Origin of the sequence: Mesorhizobium sp. M7A.F.Ca.US.005.03.1.1 (assembly GCF_003997975.1) — a bacterium.
In the GTDB taxonomy this organism is placed as follows: Bacteria; Pseudomonadota; Alphaproteobacteria; order Rhizobiales; family Rhizobiaceae; genus Mesorhizobium; species Mesorhizobium ciceri.
Window position 1 is genome coordinate 51,532 of the sequence record NZ_RZRO01000008.1, and the last position, 20,308, is coordinate 71,839.

At 64.3% G+C, this 20,308-nt stretch carries 19 protein-coding genes; 17 read left to right on the forward strand and 2 right to left on the reverse strand.

The features are described from left to right. Positions 1-63: 63 nt before the first annotated feature. The 15 genes from fliF to EN990_RS06095 all read left to right on the forward strand — a co-directional run bounded on the left by fliF (position 64) and on the right by EN990_RS06095 (position 15,093). Positions 64-1,710 (forward strand): flagellar basal-body MS-ring/collar protein FliF, encoded by a 1,647-nt coding sequence (fliF, locus tag EN990_RS06025; protein WP_013529786.1) that lies wholly within the window; start codon positions 64-66, stop codon positions 1,708-1,710. 3 nt (positions 1,711-1,713) lie between these two features. Beyond that, positions 1,714-2,340 (forward strand): hypothetical protein, encoded by a 627-nt coding sequence (locus EN990_RS06030; protein ID WP_127385033.1) that lies wholly within the window; start codon positions 1,714-1,716, stop codon positions 2,338-2,340. Next, entirely contained in the window at positions 2,337-3,674 is a 1,338-nt protein-coding gene (locus EN990_RS06035) for a MotB family protein (RefSeq protein ID WP_127385034.1), read from the forward strand. The genes EN990_RS06030 and EN990_RS06035 overlap by 4 nt, the downstream gene beginning before the upstream one ends. Further along, positions 3,671-5,053 carry a hypothetical protein gene (locus EN990_RS06040; protein WP_063173017.1) on the forward strand — a complete coding sequence of 461 codons (1,383 nt, stop codon included), beginning with the start codon at positions 3,671-3,673 and terminating at the stop codon, positions 5,051-5,053. The genes EN990_RS06035 and EN990_RS06040 overlap by 4 nt, the downstream gene beginning before the upstream one ends. After that, positions 5,050-6,426, forward strand: a complete 1,377-nt coding sequence (locus EN990_RS06045) for a flagellar hook-length control protein FliK (protein WP_127385035.1) — start codon at positions 5,050-5,052, stop codon at positions 6,424-6,426. Before EN990_RS06040 ends, EN990_RS06045 begins: the two co-directional genes overlap by 4 nt. After that, entirely contained in the window at positions 6,356-6,943 is a 588-nt protein-coding gene (locus tag EN990_RS06050) for a transglycosylase SLT domain-containing protein (protein WP_164753690.1), read from the forward strand. Before EN990_RS06045 ends, EN990_RS06050 begins: the two co-directional genes overlap by 71 nt. A gap of 223 nt (positions 6,944-7,166) precedes the next feature. Then, complete coding sequence (locus EN990_RS06055; RefSeq protein WP_013529780.1) at positions 7,167-7,835, forward strand: response regulator transcription factor; 669 nt, start codon at positions 7,167-7,169, stop codon at positions 7,833-7,835. A gap of 79 nt (positions 7,836-7,914) precedes the next feature. Continuing rightward, positions 7,915-9,174 carry a flagellar hook protein FlgE gene (locus EN990_RS06060; protein WP_013529779.1) on the forward strand — a complete coding sequence of 420 codons (1,260 nt, stop codon included), beginning with the start codon at positions 7,915-7,917 and terminating at the stop codon, positions 9,172-9,174. Between the two features lie 27 nt (positions 9,175-9,201). Continuing rightward, a complete protein-coding gene (flgK, locus tag EN990_RS06065; protein WP_127369441.1) occupies positions 9,202-10,656 on the forward strand; it encodes a flagellar hook-associated protein FlgK in 1,455 nt (484 codons plus the stop codon). A gap of 4 nt (positions 10,657-10,660) precedes the next feature. Further along, on the forward strand, positions 10,661-11,704 hold the full coding sequence (locus EN990_RS06070) for a flagellar hook-associated family protein (RefSeq protein ID WP_127369442.1): 1,044 nt from the start codon (positions 10,661-10,663) through the stop codon (positions 11,702-11,704). Between the two features lie 31 nt (positions 11,705-11,735). Then, positions 11,736-12,083 (forward strand): flagellar biosynthesis regulator FlaF, encoded by a 348-nt coding sequence (flaF, locus tag EN990_RS06075; protein WP_013529776.1) that lies wholly within the window; start codon positions 11,736-11,738, stop codon positions 12,081-12,083. Next, positions 12,080-12,523 carry a flagellar biosynthesis repressor FlbT gene (flbT, locus tag EN990_RS06080; protein WP_064995636.1) on the forward strand — a complete coding sequence of 148 codons (444 nt, stop codon included), beginning with the start codon at positions 12,080-12,082 and terminating at the stop codon, positions 12,521-12,523. Before flaF ends, flbT begins: the two co-directional genes overlap by 4 nt. Continuing rightward, positions 12,523-12,930 carry a flagellar hook assembly protein FlgD gene (gene flgD / locus EN990_RS06085; protein ID WP_013529774.1) on the forward strand — a complete coding sequence of 136 codons (408 nt, stop codon included), beginning with the start codon at positions 12,523-12,525 and terminating at the stop codon, positions 12,928-12,930. The genes flbT and flgD overlap by 1 nt, the downstream gene beginning before the upstream one ends. A 24-nt stretch (positions 12,931-12,954) precedes the next feature. Further along, on the forward strand, positions 12,955-13,221 hold the full coding sequence (gene fliQ / locus EN990_RS06090; RefSeq protein ID WP_013529773.1) for a flagellar biosynthesis protein FliQ: 267 nt from the start codon (positions 12,955-12,957) through the stop codon (positions 13,219-13,221). Positions 13,222-13,449: 228 nt separating this feature from the next. Next, on the forward strand, positions 13,450-15,093 hold the full coding sequence (locus EN990_RS06095) for an MFS transporter (protein WP_063168926.1): 1,644 nt from the start codon (positions 13,450-13,452) through the stop codon (positions 15,091-15,093). A gap of 13 nt (positions 15,094-15,106) precedes the next feature. On the opposite strand, the gene EN990_RS06100 is transcribed toward EN990_RS06095, so the two are convergent. Next, positions 15,107-16,888 (reverse strand): chloride channel protein, encoded by a 1,782-nt coding sequence (locus tag EN990_RS06100; RefSeq protein ID WP_063168927.1) that lies wholly within the window; start codon positions 16,886-16,888, stop codon positions 15,107-15,109. Between the two features lie 136 nt (positions 16,889-17,024). Further along, complete coding sequence (locus EN990_RS06105) at positions 17,025-17,324, reverse strand: putative quinol monooxygenase (RefSeq protein WP_063168928.1); 300 nt, start codon at positions 17,322-17,324, stop codon at positions 17,025-17,027. Positions 17,325-17,471: 147 nt separating this feature from the next. Here EN990_RS06105 and flhA point away from each other — a divergent pair, with 147 nt between their 5' ends. Then, positions 17,472-19,559, forward strand: coding sequence for a flagellar biosynthesis protein FlhA (gene flhA / locus EN990_RS06110; RefSeq protein ID WP_063168929.1), 2,088 nt, complete (start codon positions 17,472-17,474; stop codon positions 19,557-19,559). Further along, entirely contained in the window at positions 19,556-20,308 is a 753-nt protein-coding gene (fliR, locus tag EN990_RS06115; protein ID WP_127385489.1) for a flagellar biosynthetic protein FliR, read from the forward strand. Before flhA ends, fliR begins: the two co-directional genes overlap by 4 nt.

The window sequence follows — 20,308 nt, forward strand, 5'->3', positions numbered from 1 at the left end:
ATTTTCGCACAAGCTTCGAAGACTAGAGTTCCGGCGGACAATCATGCTGGGAGTCGTTGAACCGTGCCGGAACAGATCCAGAGCATCATCTCGAATCTCCGCGGGTTTGGCGTGAAGCGCCTCGCCATGCTGGCGGGCATCGCCGTTCTGGTGATGGGCGTCATCGGCATCGCCTCGGTCTATCTCAACCGCCCCGCCTACGACACGCTCTATGTCGGACTCGACCGCGCCGACGTGAACCAGATCGGCCTGGTGCTCGGCGAAGCCGGCATCGGCTTCGATGTCGGCGCCGACGGAACCTCGGTTCTGGTGCCGGCCGGCACCACCGCCCAGGCGCGCATGCTGCTTGCCGAAAAGGGCCTGCCGACCAGCGCCAATGCCGGCTACGAATTGTTCGACAATGTCGGCTCGCTCGGCCTCACCTCGTTCATGCAGCAGATCACCCGCGTGCGCGCGCTGGAAGGTGAGATCGCCCGCACCATCCAGTCGATATCGGGCATCAAGGCGGCGCGGGTCCACATCGTCATGTCCGAACGCGCCAATTTCCGCCGTGACGAGCAGCAGCCTTCCGCCTCCGTGGTCATCCGCTACGCCGGCATCGACGCCGAAAAGAGCGCCATGTCGATCCGCCATCTCGTCGCCGCCGCCGTCCCCGGCCTGTCGGCCGACAAGGTGACGGTGCTCGATTCCAGCGGCAATCTGCTGGCTGCGGGCGACGACCCTTCCAACACCAGCGCCGCCCGCACGCTCGGCGTCGAGCAGACCGTCGAGGCGCAGATCGGAGACAACATCCGCCGTGCGCTGACGGCCTATCTCGGCCCCGACAATTTCCGCGCCAGCGTCAAGGCCGAGGTCAACACCGACACCCGCCAGACGGAAGAGACCATCTTCGATCCGAATTCCCGCGTCGAGCGCTCGGTGCAGTCGGTGCGCGCCAACGAGAACAACAACCAGAAGCAGGCTTCCACTCCGGCCAGCGTCGAGCAGAACCTGCCCGAGACCCAGGCAACCGCCACCGATGGCCCGCAATCCTCCTCGCAGAACGACCGCAGGGAAGAGATCACCAACTACGAGATCAATTCCAAGAAGATCGCCACCGTCTCCAACGGCTACACCGTCACCAAGATGTCGATTGCCGTGGTCGTCAACCAGCAGCGGCTGACGACCATCCTCGGCAAGGACGCCACACCGGAGCAGATCGCCAAGCGCGTCGCCGAGATCCAGAAGATGGTTACATCCGCCACCGGCCTGGATGAAAAGCGCGGCGACATCATCGACGTCTCGGCGGTCGAGTTCATCGATGGCCTGGATGGCGAGGCGATCCCGCAGGCGGGAATGCTCGATTCGATCGGCCAGCATGCCGGCACGATGATCAATGCAGGTGCCTTCATCGTCGTGGTGTTCCTGGTGGCCTTCTTCGGCCTGAGGCCGATGGCCGCGGCGCTGACGGCAAAGGCTGCTCCAGCCCTGGCAGGTCCCAGCTTCGACGACGTCCAGCGCTCGCTGCCGACGCCGGAGGCAATGGCGGCCACCGACAATGCCGCGGTTGGCGCCTTGCCAGGCACACGCCCAGGCCCCACTCCGCTCGACGATCTTCGCCAGAAGATCCGGCCGGCGCCGCAGGACCGGCTTGCCAGGATGGTCGACCTCAACGAGGAGCGCACCGCGCAGATCCTGCGCAAATGGGCTTCCCAGGAAGTGGCGGTGTAAACCATGCCTTCCGTAGCCCTCTTCGACCTTCTGCCTGATTTCGGCACGCGCGCGCAGCGTGCCGGCCAGCCCCGGGCAGCAGTCGATCCCGAACACAAGCCCGAGACGCCGGCGCCGCAAGCCGATATCGGCACGCTGATCGCCGAGGCGGTTGCCCAGGCGGAGGCAGCGCTGGAGGGCCGCCTGGCGGCTGCGCATGACGCCGCGCTCGAAGCCGAACGCCAGGCCAGTGCTGAGGAAACAAGGATATTTCTCGAAAGCCTTGGCGACGATGTCGGCAAGGCGGTCTCGTTGCACATTGATGCGATGGAGGCGCGCGTGACCGGACTTGTCGCCGGCACGGTCGCCCGCATCATCGGCGGCATCGTCAGCGACGATCTGCAGAAACGTTCGATCGATGCGTTGGCAGACGCCGTCCGCGAAGCGGTTGGCGACGCCGAGGCTGTGCGCATCGTCGTGCGCGGCCCGCTCTCGATGTTCGAAACACTGAAGGCATCGCTCGGACCCCGCGCCGCCAATCTCGATTTTGTCGAGGCCCCAGGCTTCGACCTGACCGTGGCTATCGACGAGGCGGTGTTCGAAACGCGCATGGCCGAATGGTCGACGACCCTCTCGGAGGTCCTGGCATGAGCGTCGCCAACGCCGATCAGGGCCGCCACGAGATCATCATCGTGCGGCGCAGTCATGACGACCATGACGAGGCCCACCATGGCGGCGTCTGGAAGATCGCCTTCGCCGACTTCATGACGGCCATGATGTGCTTCTTCCTGGTCATGTGGCTGATCAACGCCGCCAACGAGCAGACCAAGGCAGCCGTGGCCAGCTACTTCAACCCGGTCAAGCTGGTCGACCGCAATTCGAGCCGCAAGGGCCTGGAGGATCTCGGCGACGGCCCGCGCGCCATGGGACTGACGGCCGACGATCCGCAAGAGGCGACCAGCAAAGCCGGACAGAACGGCAATGCCGGCGCGGGCGCGTCGGAGCGCAAGCAGGACAAGCAGGAGCCACAGCAGGCGGAACACTCCGACGACCATCTCTTCGCCGACCCCTACGCGGTGCTTTCGGAAATCGCCACAGATACCGGCGTCATGCAGAATGTCAGCCAGAAAGGCGATGGCGGCGTGCAGGCTGCCGGCCCGGCTACCGGCGCCTCCGGTGGCGCCTCCTACCGCGATCCTTTCGAGCCGGATTTCTGGTCGCAGCAGGTCGCCGCGCCCGGCGCCGAGGCCAGCGCCCAGCGCACCAAGATCGAGGGCGATCCGGCCAAGCCCGGCGACAAGACCGCCGAAACGCAGGTGCTCAAAGTCAAAGCCGTGCCGCCTGTCGCGGCACCGCTCGAGCCACTGGCAAAGGACGCGACCAGTAAACAGGCCGCGAACCCTGCCACGGCATTGGCCGGCGAGACCAAACCGGACGGCACCAAGGCCGCGGTAGCGAAGGCTAAGCCTGAGGCGCAAAAGGCCGTCCAGCCCGACATCGGGGAGAAGCCGCCAACCGCTGCTGCCGTGAAGGCAGCGGCCGACGTCAAGCGGCAGTTGGCCGATGCTTTCAAGCCTGGCGACAAGCTGCACGACGGCGTCTCGGTCGAAGCCACCGACAAGGGCGTCGTCATCTCGATCACCGATCAGCTCGACTTCGGCATGTTCGAGGTCGGCTCGGCGTTGCCGAGACGCGAACTGGTGCTGGCAATGGAGAAGATCGGCCGCATCGTCAACAGCCAGAAGGGCACCATCAGCATCAACGGCCACACCGATGCCCGGCCGTTCCGCAGCGACAGCTACGACAATTGGCGGCTGTCGACGGCGCGCGCGCATTCCGCGTACTACATGCTCGTGCGCGGCGGCGTCGACGAACGCCGCATCACCGAGGTCGCCGGTTTCGCGGACCGCCAGCCGAAAATAGCAGCCGATCCATTGGCGGCCGCGAACCGCCGCATCGAGATCCTGATGGCGACCGGCGGATGAAGCGAGCGGCCGTCACCCGCCGGTTGATTGGCCTGTTGCTGCTGGCCGGCGGACACCCGTCCACTGGTTTCGCCCAGGAGGCCCTGCAGCCGTATCAGCTGGTGCGCTCGCTGCAGCTCATCCAGGACCGCATAGCCGCCGGCGATCATGCCGCCCTGCCGATGCAGGCCAAGCTGCTCGAGATGACGGATGCGCGCCTGCGCGCGGCGAATGCCGAGGACTACAAGGATCCCAAGAATTTTCGGGCCCTGCTTGTCTACGGCATGAGCGGCGGCAACCCGGTGACCGTCGAAGCGGCCACGTCGCGCGCTACGGCGGACCCGCAAAGCCTTGCCATCGCAAAAGGCGTGATTGAGTACCTCAACGGCAGGCCCGGCAAGGCTATCGAAGCCTTGAGGCCGATCGATCCCATGGCGCTGCCTCCGGATCTCGGCGCCTTCCTCGCTTTGGTCAAAGGCTCGCTGCTTGCCGGCGATCAACCGGCGACCGCACTCGGTCTGCTCGACGAGGCAAGATTGCTCAGCCCCGGCACGCTGGTCGAGGAAGCGGCACTTCGCCGTTCGGTCGGCCTTGCAGTCGCGCAAGGCGACGCGGCACGTTTCGCCCTTGCTTCCACCCAGTATGTCGAGCGCTACCTCTATTCGCCCTATGCCAGCCAGTTCGCGGACTCCTTTGTCTCCGGCGTCATCGCGCTGCACATGTCGATCAGCCAGGACAAGCTGGGCGACATCACCTCGATGATGGATCCCGAGCGCGAGAAGGTGATCTATCTGCGCATCGCCCGCCGTGCCGCGATAGACGGCCTGAACGACCTTTCGGCCTTCGCTTCGGCGCGGGCCGAGCAGGGCCGTGACGGCAACACCAATCAGGACGATCCACGCGCCCTGCTCTATGCCAGCCTTTCCACCGTCACCTCGGGCACAATCGAGGACATTCGTGCCAAGCTCGGCAAGATCGATCGCAGCCGGCTGTCGGAGGGCGACCGCGCCTTGCTCGACGCCGCTCAGGCCATTGCCGGCGAGGTCGTCGCGCCGCCCACCGCCCTTCCGGCGGAAAAGCCTGCCCCTGTCGCGGCCGAGCAACCTCCGGCTCCCGAGATCGCCACGCCGCAAAACGCCGATGACAGTGGCTTGCCACCGGTCGAAGGCGCCATCTCGGAGCAACCCGCCGCCACCGCGGCCTCCGGCGGATCGGCCGCCAATGCGCCGGACACGGCGGCAGTTGCAGCCACATCCGCCGAGCCTGCGACCGTCGTGCCGGCGTCGGCACCTTCACCCGCCGCCGGTCCAGAACCCGCCGATCCGACCGACGCCGCCATGACCAGAACACGTCGACAGCTCGACCTGATCGACCAGATGCTTGGAGCCGCCCCTAAATGACCACCAGCCTCGGCTCGGCCTTGCCAGGATTTGCCTCCACGCGCGCGACGTCGGAGCAGCCGGCCGCGAACGGCAGAAACGATGACGCCGGCTTCGGCAAAATGCTGCGCGACGATGCCCGCCCGGAACGGCAGGCGTCGACAGAGGCGGGATCGCGCGACCGGCGCTGGAGCAAGCTCGCTGCCGGCCTCGCCGGGCATGGCGCCAAGGCCGAACCGGCATCGGCCGAGCCCGGAAGGACCACCTCGGCCAAAGGCGCAAGCGTGAAAACCGGCAAGGACGAATTGGAAGCAAAGGCGCACAAGGCCGACGCCGAACAGACGGCGTCGGATACCGCGCCGCTTCAGGACGACCTGCCGCTGCTGATCGCGTTTCATGACCTGCGGCATTTCTCGACAGCGGCCAAGGCAGCGGGGGGCAATGCGGCCACCGGCGAGAATCCGTCGGACCCGGCGCTCGGCGGACAGGCTGCACTGCCAAAGACCTACCGCTCAAAATCGTCGGGCGGACGCGAAGCACTCGAAACCGTGTCGAAGCCGGAGCAGGCGTCGACCGTCGACGGACCTTTGACGGCGCTTGACGGTCAGTCGCCGAGCGCTGCCTCCAGCGCGCCAAAACGCGACGTCACAGCGGCGGCCCAGAAGCTGTCGGACGCGCCGGCTGCCGATGTGCCCGGCGTGCCGTCGAAGCCCACCACGAATGCGATGAGGAGCATCGAGGATGTGCGGTCCTCGATGCGTCCCGAAGCCGGAAAACAGTCCCTGTCCGCCGCGCGCATCGACGTGGTGTCGGAACGGAGCTTCCCCGCGCCGCCGCAGGGTCCCATCAGCCAGGCGGCCCTCAATGTGATCAACGCCATAGCCGCCGACGCCGGGCCGCAAAAGGCGCTTTCAGCCTCACCCACGACCACCCATCTGGCCAGCTCTGTTGCCGTTCCGACACATGTGTTGAAGATCGAACTTCACCCTGCCGAACTCGGCATGGTGACGGCCAATCTTCGCCTCTCCGGGGAACAACTTTCGATTGAGCTGAAGCCTGAAACACACGATGCCTATCGTCGGCTGTCGGCCGACAGCGAGGCCATCGTCAAGTCGCTGCGAGGGCTCGGCTTCGAGGTTGACAAGGTCACGATAATGCAACCTTCGGTAGCAGTTCCCGCTACAACCCGGACGGATGCAACCGCTCCCTTGGCGGCCGCAACAGGCCGCGATCCAGCATCCTTTCAACCGGGGAATTCGGGCGGCGGCAATGGTGGAGCCGGCGGCCAGCAACCGGGTCAGCAATCCTCAGGGAACCGCAACGATGACGCGCAGGACTACGGCCGCGGCACTTCGCCTTCTCGCGAGCGCGCTGGCGGCGATATCTTTATCTAGCGCGGTAACAGCTGCCGCAGCCACGACCAACCCTTGCGAGCCGGAAATCCTGCGCGCCGCCGACCGCTATGGCGTTCCCGCCGGCATCCTTTATGCCGTTGGCCTGACGGAGACCGGCAACAAGGGCAGCCTTCAACCCAACGCTTTGAATATAGAGGGAAAAGCAGTCTTTCCCAGGAGCCGGACCGAGGCCCTTGCCGCCTTCGCCAATGCCCGGCGCGAGGGCAAGACCCTGATCGATCTGGGCTGCATGCAGATCAACCACCACTACCACGCATCGCATTTTCGCAGCGTCGAGGACATGCTCGACCCACGTCAGAACGTCGACTATGCGGCGCGCTTCCTGGCCAGCCTTCATGCCCGTCACGAGACCTGGTCGATGGCCGTGGCCCGCTATCATGCCGGCCCCGACAATGACCCGGCGCAGAAGATCTATGTCTGCCGTGTCATTGCCAACATGGTCGCCACCGGCTTTGGAAAATGGACCGCGAACGCCCGCGGATTCTGCAACCCATAAGCGCATTTCCCATTACTAATAGACCTGCCACACAACCCCGAATTGTTGTTCTGGCCTGGCCAAGACTTGGCGCCGAATGCGTATCTGGCTGCACGCTAATGCAACCGATACGATTCCAGACTCCCAAGAAACTAGCTATAAGAAATGACGGTTGTTCAGGATTCTCGCCAGCGGATAGGCCTCTCTTCACGGGGCAAATGATTTGATTCGGAAGGCGGGGCCGATGATTGTGATCGTTGACGAGCGCGAGCTCGTAACAGAGGGATACAATTCACTTTTCGATCGTGAGGGCATCGCCTGTGCAGGCTTTGCATCCGGCGAATTCGGTGAGTGGGTGAATTCGGCCGCCGACACCGATCTGCGCTCGGTCAGGGCCTTCCTCATCGGCGATTGCCGCGAAGGTTCCATCTCTCCGCGCCAGATCCGCGACCGCACCGGCGCCCCGGTGATTGCGCTGAGCGAACAGCATTCGCTGGAGAACACGCTGCGGTTGTTCGAGAGCGGCGTCGATGACGTCATTCGCAAGCCCGTCCATATCCGTGAGATCCTGGCCCGCATCACCGCGATCCGCCGCCGCGCCCAGGAAGACGTCGCCTACACCGAGATCGGCGCCATGCGCATCTTCATGGACGGCCGCGACCCCGAGATCGACGGTCAGCCCCTCCCCCTGCCGCGCCGCGAGCGCCGCATCCTCGAATATCTGGCGAGCAATCGCGGGCGCCGGGTCACCAAGACCCAGGTCTTCAACGCCATCTACGGCATCTTCGACGAAGAGGTCGAGGAGAACGTGGTGGAGAGCCACATCAGCAAACTGCGCAAGAAGCTGCGCGAGAAGCTGGGCACCGACCCGATCGATTCCAAGCGTTTCCTCGGCTACCGGCTCGTCTTCTGATGCAGCGCCGCGCCAGCCTCGCGCAAGAAAACATGCGTAGCCTCGCAGCCAGCAGCATGGACACAGCGGAGACGTTTCGATGAGCCTCTATGGAATGATGCGGACCGGCGTTTCCGGCATGAACGCGCAGGCAAACCGCCTGTCGACGGTCGCCGACAACATCGCCAATTCAGATACCACGGGTTACAAGCGGTCCTCCGCCGAATTTTCGACGCTGGTCATGCCGTCGACCGGTGGCGCCTACAATTCCGGCGGCGTCACCACGACGATCCGTCAGGCGGTCAGCGATCCGGGCGTGCTTCAGTACACGACCTCGGTTTCCGACCTTGCCGTCAGCGGCGATGGCTTCTTTGTCGTTCAGGATCCGAGCGGTACCCCCTATCTGACCCGAGCCGGCGCTTTCGTTCCCGACGGTCAGGGCAGGCTTGTCAACTCGGCCGGTTTCCAGCTGATGGCCTACAGTTACGAGAACGGCGTACCGGCAGCGACGGTCAACGGCTTCGAGGGATTGGTCCCGGTTGTCATCTCCGACCAGGGCATGACCGCAACGCCGAGCACCGAGGGCAGCTTTGCCGGCAACCTGCCGGCGGGTGCGACCCCGGTCGCGACCGCCAATCTGCCCGCCGCCAACGCTGCGACCGCGCAATACACGTCGAAATCCTCCATGGTCGCCTACGACAATCTCGGCAACAAGAAGCTGCTCGACGTCTATTTCACCAACACCGGCGCCGGCACCTGGCAGGTGGCGGTCTTCGATCAGTCGAAGGCCACCGCTGGAACATCGTTCCCCTACACCGCCGGCGGCTTGCTGGGCTCGGCCAACCTGACCTTCGACACCACCACCGGCAAGCTCACCGGCACGCCCACCAACGTTTCATTTACTGTGCCGAACGGCGCCACCCTCAATCTCGATCTGTCGGCGCTGACCCAGCTTGGCACCGGCTTCACGGTTTCCGACGCCCAGGTCAACGGCAACGCACCGAGCACCATCGACAAGGTCCAGATCAGCAAGGACGGCACCATCTACGCTCAGTACAAGGACGGCTCGACCAAGCCGCTCTACAAGATCCCGCTCGCCGACGTACAGAGCCCGGACCAGCTCAAGGCGCTGCCTGGCAACGTCTATTCGCAAGGCACCGAGTCCGGCGCGGTTCGTGTCGGCTTTGCCAATGAAGGCAAGCTCGGCTCCATCATCTCCGGCGCGCTCGAGAATTCCAACGTCGATATCGCCGAAGAACTGACCAACATGATCGCGGCGCAGCGCAGCTACACCGCCAATTCGAAAGTCTTCCAGACCGGTTCCGATCTGATGGACGTCCTTGTCAACCTGAAGAGATAAGACGGGCGTCGCCCGCGAAAGACCCGCATGTCACTGTCTACCGCATTGAGTATCGCCCAGTCGGCGCTTATGAACACCGCGCGACAGACCAGCGTTGTCTCGCGCAATGTCGCCGACGCCTCCAACCCGGACTATTCGCGGCGCCAGGCCGTCGTCACCAGCACGGCGCCGGGTGCGCGCTCGGTCGATATCCAGCGCGCAGCCAACGAGCTTCTGTTTCGCCAGAATCTCGCCGCGCTATCGGCCTGGAGCGGCCAGAACGCTCTCTACAACGGCATGGATCAGTTGGGTGTTGCGGTCAATGGCGTCGACAATGCGTCCTCGCCCTCGACTGCGATCGCCAACCTGCAGCAGGCGCTGCAGCTCTACGCCACCTCGCCGTCGAATCAGAACCTCGGCGCCTCCGTCATCGACGCCGCCAAACAGGTCGTGCGCTCGCTCAATGAGGGCTCCAAGGCAGTCCAGGATTTCCGCACCCAGACCGACGGTCAGATTGCCACCGCCGTCGACGACCTGAACTCGCTGCTCGGCCAATTCCAGGATGCCAACACGGCCGTCATGTCCGGAACCCGTTCCGGCACCGACGTTTCCGATGCGCTCGACCAGCGCGATGCGCTTTTGAAGAAGATTTCGAACTATGTCCCGGTGTCGACCTTCACGCGAGGCGACAATGACATGGTCATCACCACCGGCGACGGCACGACCTTGTTCGAGACGATACCGCGCACGGTCACCTTCGCGGCGTCGGCAGGCTATACCGCGGGTGCCGCCGGCAATGCCGTCTACATCGACAATGTGCCGATCTCGGCGGGAGCCGGTGGCAACACCAGCGCCAGCGGCACGCTTGCCGGCCTGCTGCAATTGCGCGACGGCGTCGCCTCGACCATGCAGAGCCAGCTCGACGAGACCGCGCGTGGCCTGATCACAGCCTTTGCCGAGACCGCACCCTCGATGGCCAACGCCGCCGGCCTGTTCACCTGGTCTGGTGCGCCGGCCGTGCCGGCGGCCGGCACGCTGGTCAACGGCCTTGCCGCGTCCATCAGCGTCAATGCAGCGATGGACCCGGGCACCGGCGGCAACCCGATGCTGCTGCGCGACGGCGGTGCCAACGGTGCGGCCTACGTCGCCAACACGGGCGGTGGCGCGTCCTATTCCACCCTTCTGGTTGCCTATGGCGACCGGCTCGACCAGCCGATGATTTTCGACCCCGCCGCCGGGGTTTCGGCAACGTCCAGCGTGTCCGATTACGCCGCCAGTTCGATCGGCTGGTTCGAGGGCGTGCGCCAGCAGGCTTCGACCGCCTCCGACGCCAAGGAAGCGCTGGCGTCGCGCAGCGCCGAGGCGCTGTCCAACGCGACCGGGGTCAATGTCGACCAGGAAATGTCGCTGCTGCTCGACCTCGAACACACCTACCAGGCGTCGGCCCGGATGATGAAAACCGTCGACGACATGATGACGGCCTTGCTCAACGCGGTGGGATAATTCCATGACTTCAGTCTCCTCGGCCGCAATCTCCAATGCCATGCGCTCCCAGCAGATGCGCATGCAGGCCGAACTCGTCAAAGCCACGAAAGAATCCTCGACGGGCAGGGTCGCCGACGTCGGCCTGGCTCTCGGCGGGCGCACCACCCAGGCCGTCACTTTCCAGCGCGATCTTGACCGGCTCAACGTCATCATCGATTCCAACGGCCTGGTCGGCGCCCGGCTCTCCTCGACGCAGACCTCGCTTGGTCAACTCTCGACCGCCGCTCAGACGTTCCTGTCCGCCCTGACCACCGCCTCCTCAAGCGACTCGTCCAACAGCCTCACCCAATCCTCCGGCAAGGCGACCATCCAGCAGCTGACCTCGATCCTCAACACCAGCGTCAATGGCGAATACCTGTTCGCCGGCACCAACACCGACGTCAAGCCAATCAACGACTTCACAGCTGCCGGCTCCCCCGCCAAGGCGGCATTCGACGCCGCTTTCGTCGCCAATTTCGGCTTCACCCAGGATGATCCGCTCGCGGCCGACATCACGGCTGCCCAGATGGACGATTTCATCACCAATGATGTCGCCCCGCAGTTCACGGGCGCTGGTTGGCAGGGCAACTGGTCGAACGCCACCGACCAGCAGATCGTCAGCCGCATCGCACTCAACGAAACCACACCGACGTCGACCAGCGCCAACAGCGCCGGCATCCAGAAGCTCGCAATGGCGGCAGCCATGGTCAGCAGCCTGATGTCCAGCAACGTCAGCCAGGCGGCGAAGAATACGGTTGTCAGCCGCTCCACCACATTGGTTGGCGAAGCGCTGAGCGGCATTGGCCAGCTTCAATCCGAGACCGGCATCGTCCAGAAGCGGGTTTCCGATGCCAACGATCGGATGAAAACGCAGGTCGACCTTTTCGAACGGCACATTCTCGACCTGGAAGCCGTCGATCCGGCCGAAGCCGCGACACGGGTCGCGGACCTGACACAGCACATCGAAACGTCTTTCGCGTTGACCGCACGCCTGCAGCAGCTCAGCCTGTTGAATTACCTGACCTGACAACGCTTAACGGAACGGTAGAGCCCCAACGATGTACCAATTCTCCTACGCCGACATCCAGAGCAACTCCGTTGCCGACGCGAAGGACCGCGAGCGCGAGCTTCTGACCCGCTCGATCGACATGCTGGCGGCAGCAGCAGTGGCCGGCCACGGTTCGATGGAGGCGATAGAGGCGCTTCACTTCACCAACCGCGTCTGGACCGCCTTCGTCGAGGATCTTGGCTCCAGCGACAACGCCCTGCCAAAGGAACTGCGCGCCAACCTCATTTCCATCGGCCTGTGGCTGCTGCGCGAGGCGGAGGACATCCGTCAGGGCCGCACCAACAATTTCGAAGGGCTGATCGAGGTGTCCCAGATCATCAGGGACGGCATTCAATGACCAACACGCTGAAGATATCGCTGAAGCCGAACGAAAAGATCTATATCAACGGCGCCGTCATCCGGGTCGACCGCAAGGTCACCGTCGAATTGATGAACGACGTCCAGTTCCTGCTCGAAAACCACGTGATCCAGGCCGAAGATGCCTCGACACCGCTCAAGCAGCTTTATTTCATCCTGCAGGTCATGCTGATGAACCCGGCCGGCGCCGCCGCCGCACGCGAGATGTTCCGTCGTTCGCTGCCGCTGCTTCTGGCAAGCTTCGAGGACGGCCAGATCTGCAGCGCGCTGAAACAGATCGACCGCATGGTCGGCGAGGACCATATCTACGAAGCGCTGAAGGCGATCCGCGCACTTTATCCGCTCGAACGCCGCGCGCTGGGTGGCAATGACGATATTTCGGGTGCCGAGCGCCCGTTGGCTGTGGGAGCACGATACTGATGAACGTGGACATGACGACGACGATTCCGACCGGCGCCAATCAGGCCACCGCGTCCACCTCGAAGACAGCGGTCGACTACCAGTCCTTCCTGAAGCTTCTGATCGCCGAGATGAAGAACCAGGATCCGACCAAGCCGATGGATTCGACGCAGTATGTCGCCCAGCTCGCCACCTTCTCGCAGGTCGAGCAATCGGTGCAGACCAACACCAAGCTCAACCAGATCATGCAGTCCTCGGCGCTGTCGCAGGCCGACGCACTGATCGGACGCTCGATAACCTCCGCCGACGGCCTAACGACGGGCACCGTGGCTTCGGTGCGCCTCGCCAGCAACGGTCTCATCGCCGTGCTGCAGAACGGCACCGAAGTCGCGGTCGGTCCGGGAGTTTCGGTCAAGGCGGCAAGCTGACGCTTTCGACAGAGAGCCAGTCCCATGAATGAGGCCGACGCTCTCGACATCGTCCAGTACGCGGTATGGACGGTGCTCGTCGCGTCCGCTCCGGTGGTGCTGGTCGCCATGGTGGTCGGCATCGGCATCGCCCTCATCCAGGCGCTGACCCAGGTGCAGGAAATCACCTTGACCTTCGTGCCGAAGATCGTCGCCATCATGCTGGTGGTGGCGCTGACCGGCCCCTTCATCGGCAGCCAGATATCGGCCTTCACCAACGTCATCTTCGAGCGCATCCAGAACGGGTTCTAACCTGTTTTGGGAAGGCGTGCCGCGGCATGCCGTCGTAATTGTCCGAAGACAGACGCCGCCGATCCCCTTGGCGCCTCCGCACGCACGGCAGACAAGGCCTGGACCGCCTCTATCCCATTGTTGGACCATGAGCTTTTTTGCCCTTTGCGGCGCCATGCCCTACTTTCGGCAAACGGTCTGCGCAAACGGATTGTCTGACGGGCAGGCACGACATGGCAGGAATTCCAAATGATTGACGAAAAGCCGGACAGCGAGAGCGTCTCGGCGCTGGCGCCCTTCCGGCACGGCATTTTCCGCGCCGTGTGGGGCGCAAGTCTCGTCTCGAATTTCGGTGGCCTGATCCAGGGTGTCGGCGCCGCCTGGATGATGACCACGATCGCCACCTCGCCCTATCAGGTGGCCCTTGTCCAGGCTTCGACCACCTTGCCGATCATGCTGTTTGCGTTGGTCGCCGGCGCCATCGCCGACAGTTTCGACCGGCGCAAGGTGATGCTGGTCGCCCAGACCTTCATGCTGGTGGTGTCGGTGCTTCTGACCCTGTTCACCTATTCGGGCCTGATCACGCCATGGACGCTGCTTGCCTTCACCTTCCTGATCGACAGCGGCACCGCGCTCAACAGCCCGTCATGGCAAGCCTCCGTCGGCGATATCGTTCCCCGCAACAAGGTGCCGGCGGCCGTCGCCCTCAATTCGATGGGCTTTAACCTGACGCGCAGCGTCGGTCCGGCGATCGGCGGCATCATCGTCGCCGCCGCCGGTGCGGCAGCCGCCTTCGCGGCGAACGCGGTGAGCTATATCGGCCTGATCGTCGTGCTGGCGCGCTGGAAGCCGAACGTGCCGGTATCGACCTTGCCGCGCGAGTCGCTGGGGGCCGCCATGGGCGCCGGCCTGCGCTATGTCGCCATGTCGCCCAATATCGGCAAGGTGCTGGTCAGGGGTGCTGCGTTCGGCTTCAGTGCAGGCGCTGTGCTTGCGTTGCTGCCTCTGGTGGCGCGCGACGTCGTCAAGGGCGATGCGCTTACCTATGGCATCATGCTCGGCGCCTTCGGCATCGGCGCGGTCGGCGGCGCCTTGATCAGCGTCAGGCTGCGGCAGTTGCTCTCCAGCGAGACGATGGTGCGCTGTGCGTTCGCCGGCTTCGCCGTCTGCGCCTTCAATGCCGCCGTCAGCCAGCATGCCTGGCAGACGTCGCTCGGCCTGCTTGTCGGCGGTGCCTGCTGGGTGATCGCGCTTTCGCATTTCAACGTCACGGTGCAGATGGCGACGCCGCGCTGGGTGGTCGGCCGGGTGCTGTCGGTCTACCAGACCGCGACCTTCGGCGGCATCGCGCTCGGCAGCTGGATCTGGGGCGTCGTCGCCGACGCGCATGGCGCCGAAACCGCGCTGATCGCCGCCAGCATCGCCATGCTGGCCGGCGGCGCCATCGGTCTTTTGCTCCCGCTGCCGCAACAGCAGGTGCTCAACCTCGACCCGCTCAATCGCTTCAAGGAACCGCATTTGGCGCTTGACCTGAAGCCGCGCAGTGGTCCCATCGCCATCATGATCGAGTATGTGATCCGCCACGAGGACGAACCGGAGTTCCTCGCCATCATGGCCGAACGCGGCCGCATCCGCCGCCGTGACGGCGCCCGCAACTGGACGCTGGCGCGCGATCTCGAGAATCCCACCGTATGGATCGAGCATTATCACACGCCGACCTGGATCGAGTATATCAGGCACAATGGACGCATCACCCATGCCGACGCCGTCATCGGCGAACGCGTGCGGGCCCTGCACAGCGGCGACGAACCGCCCCGCGTACGCCGCATGATCGAGCGCCCGACGACCGCCGGCACGGCCCTCGTGATGGCCAAGGGACCTATTGAGCACTGACTCCGGGTGTCCCTTAGCCCTCGCCCGACAGGTCCCGGCGGGCCTTGTCGAGTTCCTCGGCATAGCGTCGCATCAGATGGCCTTCGGTCAACAGGCCCAGCACGATATGGTCGGTGAAATCCTCGACCACGGCGAGTTCTTCGGCGCCCGCCCGCTGGAATGTTTCCGCGGCGGCCTGCACGTTCATGCTCGGCACCAACACCGCGTCCTTGTATTTGGCGAGATCGCGCACCGGCACCTCGCCATCGGACGGATCGCTGTGCAGTTCGGCCACGATCAGCACGCCGACATAGTGGTCGCCCGCATCGACGGCGATGACGCGCTGGGCAGAGCCGAGCGGCACCTCCTTGCGGAAGGCTGCCAGCGTCGTCGAGGCATAGATGGTCTTGATGTCCTTGCGCATCATCGAGCCGACTGTGAGGCTGCGCATCCAGCCGACATCGTGGGCGCTGCGGATGGTCTCGCCGCGCAGATGGAAGCGCCATGTCGAGAACGAGTAGCCGAAGGTTTCGCGCACCAGGATGGCCGACATGATCGAGGCGGCCAGCACGACGCCGGTCAGCGTCAGGTCGCGGGTCGATTCCAGCGCCAGGAAGGTCATCGTCAGCGGACCGCCGACGACACCGACGGCGAGCGACGTCATGCCGACGACGGCGGCGACGGCAGGGTCGATGCCGGTTGCCGGAGAAATAACAAGCATCACATCCGCGAACGCCTTGCCGAGCAGCGCGCCGAGGAACAGCGAGGCAAAGAACAGTCCGCCGCGAAAACCCGACCCCAGCGAGACCGCCGACGCCGCCAGCTTGAGCACGAAGACGCTGGCCACCACGGCCAGCCCGTAATTCATCGAGAATTCGCGATGCAGCGCGCCATGGCCGCTGGACAGCACTTGCGGCGTGATCAGCCCCAACAAGCCAACGATGACGCCGCCAATGACGGGGCGCAGCGACGCATCGATCGACAGCCTGGCGAAACCGCGCTCGATCAGCGTCACCAGATGCATGATGGCGATCGAGGCGGCACCGCCGAGCAGCCCGAGCAGCAGGAACGGCACATACTGGCTGGCGGTGAGCGCCGGCAGACCCGAAAGCTCGAGCGGGAAAGGCACCCCGCCGAACATTTCAGCGGTCAGCGAGGCTGAGATCGCGGCGGTCATGACAGGCGCGACATTGGCGACCGAGTAGATGCCGATGACCAATTCGAAGCCGTAGAAGGCGCCGGTCAGCGGTGCATCGAAGGCAGCGGCGATGGCGCCGGCCGCACCACAGCCGACCAGGATACGGACATCGTTGCGGCGCAGCCTGAAGATGCCCGCCAGCCGCGATGCCAGCCCGGAGCCAACCTGCGTGTAGCCGGCTTCCAGCCCGACCGAGGCGCCAAAACCGCTGGAGATCATCGTCTGGCCGGCGATGATGAAGGTGTCGGTCAGCGACATGCGCCCGCCATAGAGCGCATTGGCTTCGATCGGGTCGATCGGTGTGCGGAATTTCCGTATCCGGAGCCAGACCACCGTCAGCCCCAGCAGTATGCCGCCGATCGCCGGTATCAGCGCCTGCATCGGATTGGCGAGCGAGAACATGCCGGAAAGCCGGCCGCCTGGCTGAACGCCGAACAGCAGCCCGTGCAGGTCCTGCACGATCTGGCTCATCGCCGTGACCAATATGCCAGCCATGACGCCTACGACACCGGCGAGGATGACCACCACGATGCCGCGTGCCTCGAGCAGGGGCAACGACCTGATCAGCACCGCGCGCAGCCGGCGGGCGTAAACTTCGCTGTGGTTTCTGGAAAGCACCGGGGCGGCTCGCCGATATCGAAAGGCAGTGGAAAGCCAGCCTGATACGCCCGGCGGCACGGCATGGCAACCACAATGCCGACAGACACCACATTGGCGACAAGTGGACGCGATATCGATCGGGCCGATGGACCGTTCAGGTCGGCATGGGCTCGCCGGCTTCATAGAGTACGAGGTTGCGCTCGCCTATGCCCAGCGCCGGCCAGCTCGCACGCCAGTCCGCAATGTGCGGCGAGGCGAAGTGCGCGTCGAGCGCTGCCCTGTCGCTCCAGACTTCCGTGACCCGGATGAGCCCGGCATCAAAAACATCCTGCGCATAGGAATATTGGATGCAGCCGACCTCGGCGCGGCTGCCTGAAACCATGCGTTCCATTGCGGGCTTGGCTTCCTCAAATTTGTTTGGCGGCAAGCGGATGGTGCCGATGATCAGAAGCATGGGTTTCCCTTTCCTGGCGAGGCTAGCCGACACGGCGACCTGCGCATGATCGTTCGAACTAGCCAGTCTCCCACCCTCGCGCAAGCTTGGCGGACTACCCTCACAGGGCTGTCGCGCGCTCGGCAGTCTATGGGGTTTGAGGACGATATGGCGATCAGCGAAAGCATTCAGCCCGGCGCGGCCGCCAAGAACGGCCGCGACGTCTTCTTCGCCATCGGCATCGTCATCATACTTGCCGTGCTGTTCCTGCCGATCCCGGCCTTTCTCATCGATGTCGGCCTCGCCTTTTCGATCGCGCTTTCGGTGCTGATCCTGATGGTGGCGCTGTGGATCCAGCGGCCGCTCGATTTTTCGTCTTTTCCAACCGTGCTGCTCATCGCCACCATGCTGCGGCTGTCGCTCAACATCGCCACCACGCGCATGATCCTGTCGCATGGCAATGAAGGGACGCATGCCGCCGGCTACGTCATCGCCGGCTTCTCCAAGCTGGTGATGGCCAGCGACTTCGTCATCGGCCTCATCGTCTTCATGATCCTGATCGTGGTGAACTTCATCGTCATCACCAAGGGCGCCACGCGTATCGCCGAAGTCGGCGCGCGCTTCACCCTCGATGCCATCCCCGGCAAGCAGATGTCGATTGACGCCGACCTCTCGGCCGGCATGATCGACGACAAGACCGCGCAGCTGCGCCGCCGTGAACTGGAAGAAGAATCTTCTTTCTTCGGCTCGATGGACGGCGCCTCGAAGTTCGTCCGCGGCGACGCCATCGCCGGCCTCATCATCACCGCCATCAACATCGTCGGCGGCATTGCCATCGGCTACATCAGGCACGGCATGGGCATGGGCGAAGCCGCCGACGTGTTCATCAAGCTGTCGGTCGGCGACGGCCTCGTCACCCAGATCCCGGCACTGATCGTGTCGCTCGCCGCCGGCCTGCTCGTCTCCAAGGGCGGCACCCGCGGCTCGACCAACCAGGCGGTGTTCGGCCAGCTCGGCGCCCACCCGCGCGCCCTCTATGTCGCGGCATCGCTGCTGGTCCTGCTCGGCTTGATGCCCGGCCTGCCGCTGTTCCCGTTCTTTGCGCTCGCCGCCGGCATGGCCGGTCTCGGCTACGTCATCCCGATGCGCGCCAACCGTGTCCTCGCCGAAGCCGAGGCGATCAAGGACCAGGAAAAGGCGACCAAGGTCGAGGAAGAGAAGAACTCGGTCAAGGCTTCGCTCGCCACCGCCGAGATCGAACTCTTGATCGGCAAGCAGCTGTCGACAAGGCTGCTGACGTCGCATCAGGAACTGGTTTTCCGCATGGGCAAGATGCGCAAGAAATTTGCCACCCAGTACGGCTTCGTGGTGCCGGAAGTGCGCGTCGCCGACGATTTCGCCATCCCGCCGAAGAGCTACCAGATCAAGGTGCACGGCACCGTGGTGGCCGAATACCAGATGCGCGTCGGCGAGATCATGGTTCTGCTCGGCAATCGCGACATACCCGAGATACCGGGCGAGGAAATCCGCGAGCCGGCCTTCGGCATGCGCGCCTATTCCGTCGTCGAAGCCTTCGCCGAGGATCTGAAGCGCGAGAACTACACCTTCGCCGACAACATGTCGGTGCTGCTCACCCACCTCTCCGAGGTCATCCGCAACAACCTGCCGCAGCTTCTGTCCTACAAGGACATGAAGGCGCTGCTCGAACGCCAGGACCAGGAATACCGCAAGCTCGCCGACGAGATCTGCACCACGCACATCTCCTATCCCGGCCTGCAGGCGGTGCTGAAGCTGCTGCTCGCCGAGCGCGTCTCGATCCGCAACCTGCACCTGATCATCGAGGCGATCGCCGAGATCGCGCCGCATGTGCGCCGCACCGAGCAGATCGTCGAACATGTCCGCATCCGCATGGCCCAGCAGATCTGCGGCGACCTCTCCGAGGGCGGCGTGCTGAAGGTGCTGCGCCTCGGCAACCGCTGGGACCTCGCCTTCCACCAGAGCCTCAAGCGCGACGCCAAGGGCGAGGTGCGCGAATTCGACATCGACCCGCGTCAGCTCGAGGAGTTCGGCCAGGACGCCACCAAGGCGATCAAGAAATATCTGGAAGCCGGAGAGCGTTTCGTCCTCGTCACCGCGCCCGACGCCCGCCCCTATGTGCGCATGATCATCGAGCGCCTGTTCACCACTCTGCCGGTGCTCAGCCATGTCGAAATCGCCAAGGGCGTCGAGATCAGGGTGCTCGGAACCATATCGTGAGCGTGCTGTCGCAAGGCGTCGTCATCGCGGCGTTCCTCGCCTTCTGCCGCATCGGCGCCTGTTTCATGCTGATGCCGGGCCTGTCCAGCGCCCGCGTCCCGGTCCAGGTCAGGTTGTTCATGGCGGTCGCCGCCACCGGCGGCCTGCTCGCCTTCCTGTGGGACAAGATCTTTCCTTTCGTCGACCCGCGCCCGCAGATCCTTGTGCCGATGATCATCTCGGAACTTCTGGTCGGCGGCCTGATCGGCGCCATGACCAGGCTCTACATGGAAGCCCTGCGTTTCATGGGCTCGGCCATCGCCATGCTGGTCGGTTATGGCGGCACCGGCGGACCGGCGATCGAGGAGCCCGAACCCCAGGCAGCCCTTGCCGCCATCATCTCGTTCTCGGCGCTGTTGATGCTGTTCGTCTTCGATTTCGACCACGAGATAATACGCGCGCTGGTTTCCTCCTACACGGTCGCGCCGGTCAACATCTTCTTCAACCCGCAGGCAGCCCTCGTCGATGTCACCGACACGGTGTCGGACACCTTCTTCCTGGTCATCCGCCTCGGCAGCCCGTTCGTCGCCTATGCCATTCTCGTCAATCTGACGATCGGCTTCGTCAACAAGCTGACCCCGCAGATCCCGATCTATTTCATCTCCCAGCCCTTCATCATCGCCGGCGGCATGATCATCTTCTATTTCGCCGTCGGCACCATGCTGTCGCTGTTCGTCGACGGCTTCGTCGACCTGACGCTGGCGAGATGA

Excerpts from the sequence above, each read along its gene's own strand:
- EN990_RS06030 (WP_127385033.1), top strand. The coding sequence starts at position 1,714 with ATGCCTTCCGTAGCCCTCTTCGACCTTCTGCCTGATTTCGGCACGCGC.
- EN990_RS06035 (WP_127385034.1), top strand. The coding sequence starts at position 2,337 with ATGAGCGTCGCCAACGCCGATCAGGGCCGCCACGAGATCATCATCGTG.
- EN990_RS06040 (WP_063173017.1), top strand. The coding sequence starts at position 3,671 with ATGAAGCGAGCGGCCGTCACCCGCCGGTTGATTGGCCTGTTGCTGCTG.
- EN990_RS06045 (WP_127385035.1), top strand. The coding sequence starts at position 5,050 with ATGACCACCAGCCTCGGCTCGGCCTTGCCAGGATTTGCCTCCACGCGC.
- EN990_RS06050 (WP_164753690.1), top strand. The coding sequence starts at position 6,356 with ATGACGCGCAGGACTACGGCCGCGGCACTTCGCCTTCTCGCGAGCGCG.
- EN990_RS06055 (WP_013529780.1), top strand. The coding sequence starts at position 7,167 with ATGATTGTGATCGTTGACGAGCGCGAGCTCGTAACAGAGGGATACAAT.
- EN990_RS06060 (WP_013529779.1), top strand. The coding sequence starts at position 7,915 with ATGAGCCTCTATGGAATGATGCGGACCGGCGTTTCCGGCATGAACGCG.
- flgK (WP_127369441.1), top strand. The coding sequence starts at position 9,202 with ATGTCACTGTCTACCGCATTGAGTATCGCCCAGTCGGCGCTTATGAAC.
- EN990_RS06070 (WP_127369442.1), top strand. The coding sequence starts at position 10,661 with ATGACTTCAGTCTCCTCGGCCGCAATCTCCAATGCCATGCGCTCCCAG.
- flaF (WP_013529776.1), top strand. The coding sequence starts at position 11,736 with ATGTACCAATTCTCCTACGCCGACATCCAGAGCAACTCCGTTGCCGAC.
- flbT (WP_064995636.1), top strand. The coding sequence starts at position 12,080 with ATGACCAACACGCTGAAGATATCGCTGAAGCCGAACGAAAAGATCTAT.
- flgD (WP_013529774.1), top strand. The coding sequence starts at position 12,523 with ATGAACGTGGACATGACGACGACGATTCCGACCGGCGCCAATCAGGCC.
- fliQ (WP_013529773.1), top strand. The coding sequence starts at position 12,955 with ATGAATGAGGCCGACGCTCTCGACATCGTCCAGTACGCGGTATGGACG.
- EN990_RS06095 (WP_063168926.1), top strand. The coding sequence starts at position 13,450 with ATGATTGACGAAAAGCCGGACAGCGAGAGCGTCTCGGCGCTGGCGCCC.
- EN990_RS06105 (WP_063168928.1), bottom strand. The coding sequence starts at position 17,324 with ATGCTTCTGATCATCGGCACCATCCGCTTGCCGCCAAACAAATTTGAG.
- flhA (WP_063168929.1), top strand. The coding sequence starts at position 17,472 with ATGGCGATCAGCGAAAGCATTCAGCCCGGCGCGGCCGCCAAGAACGGC.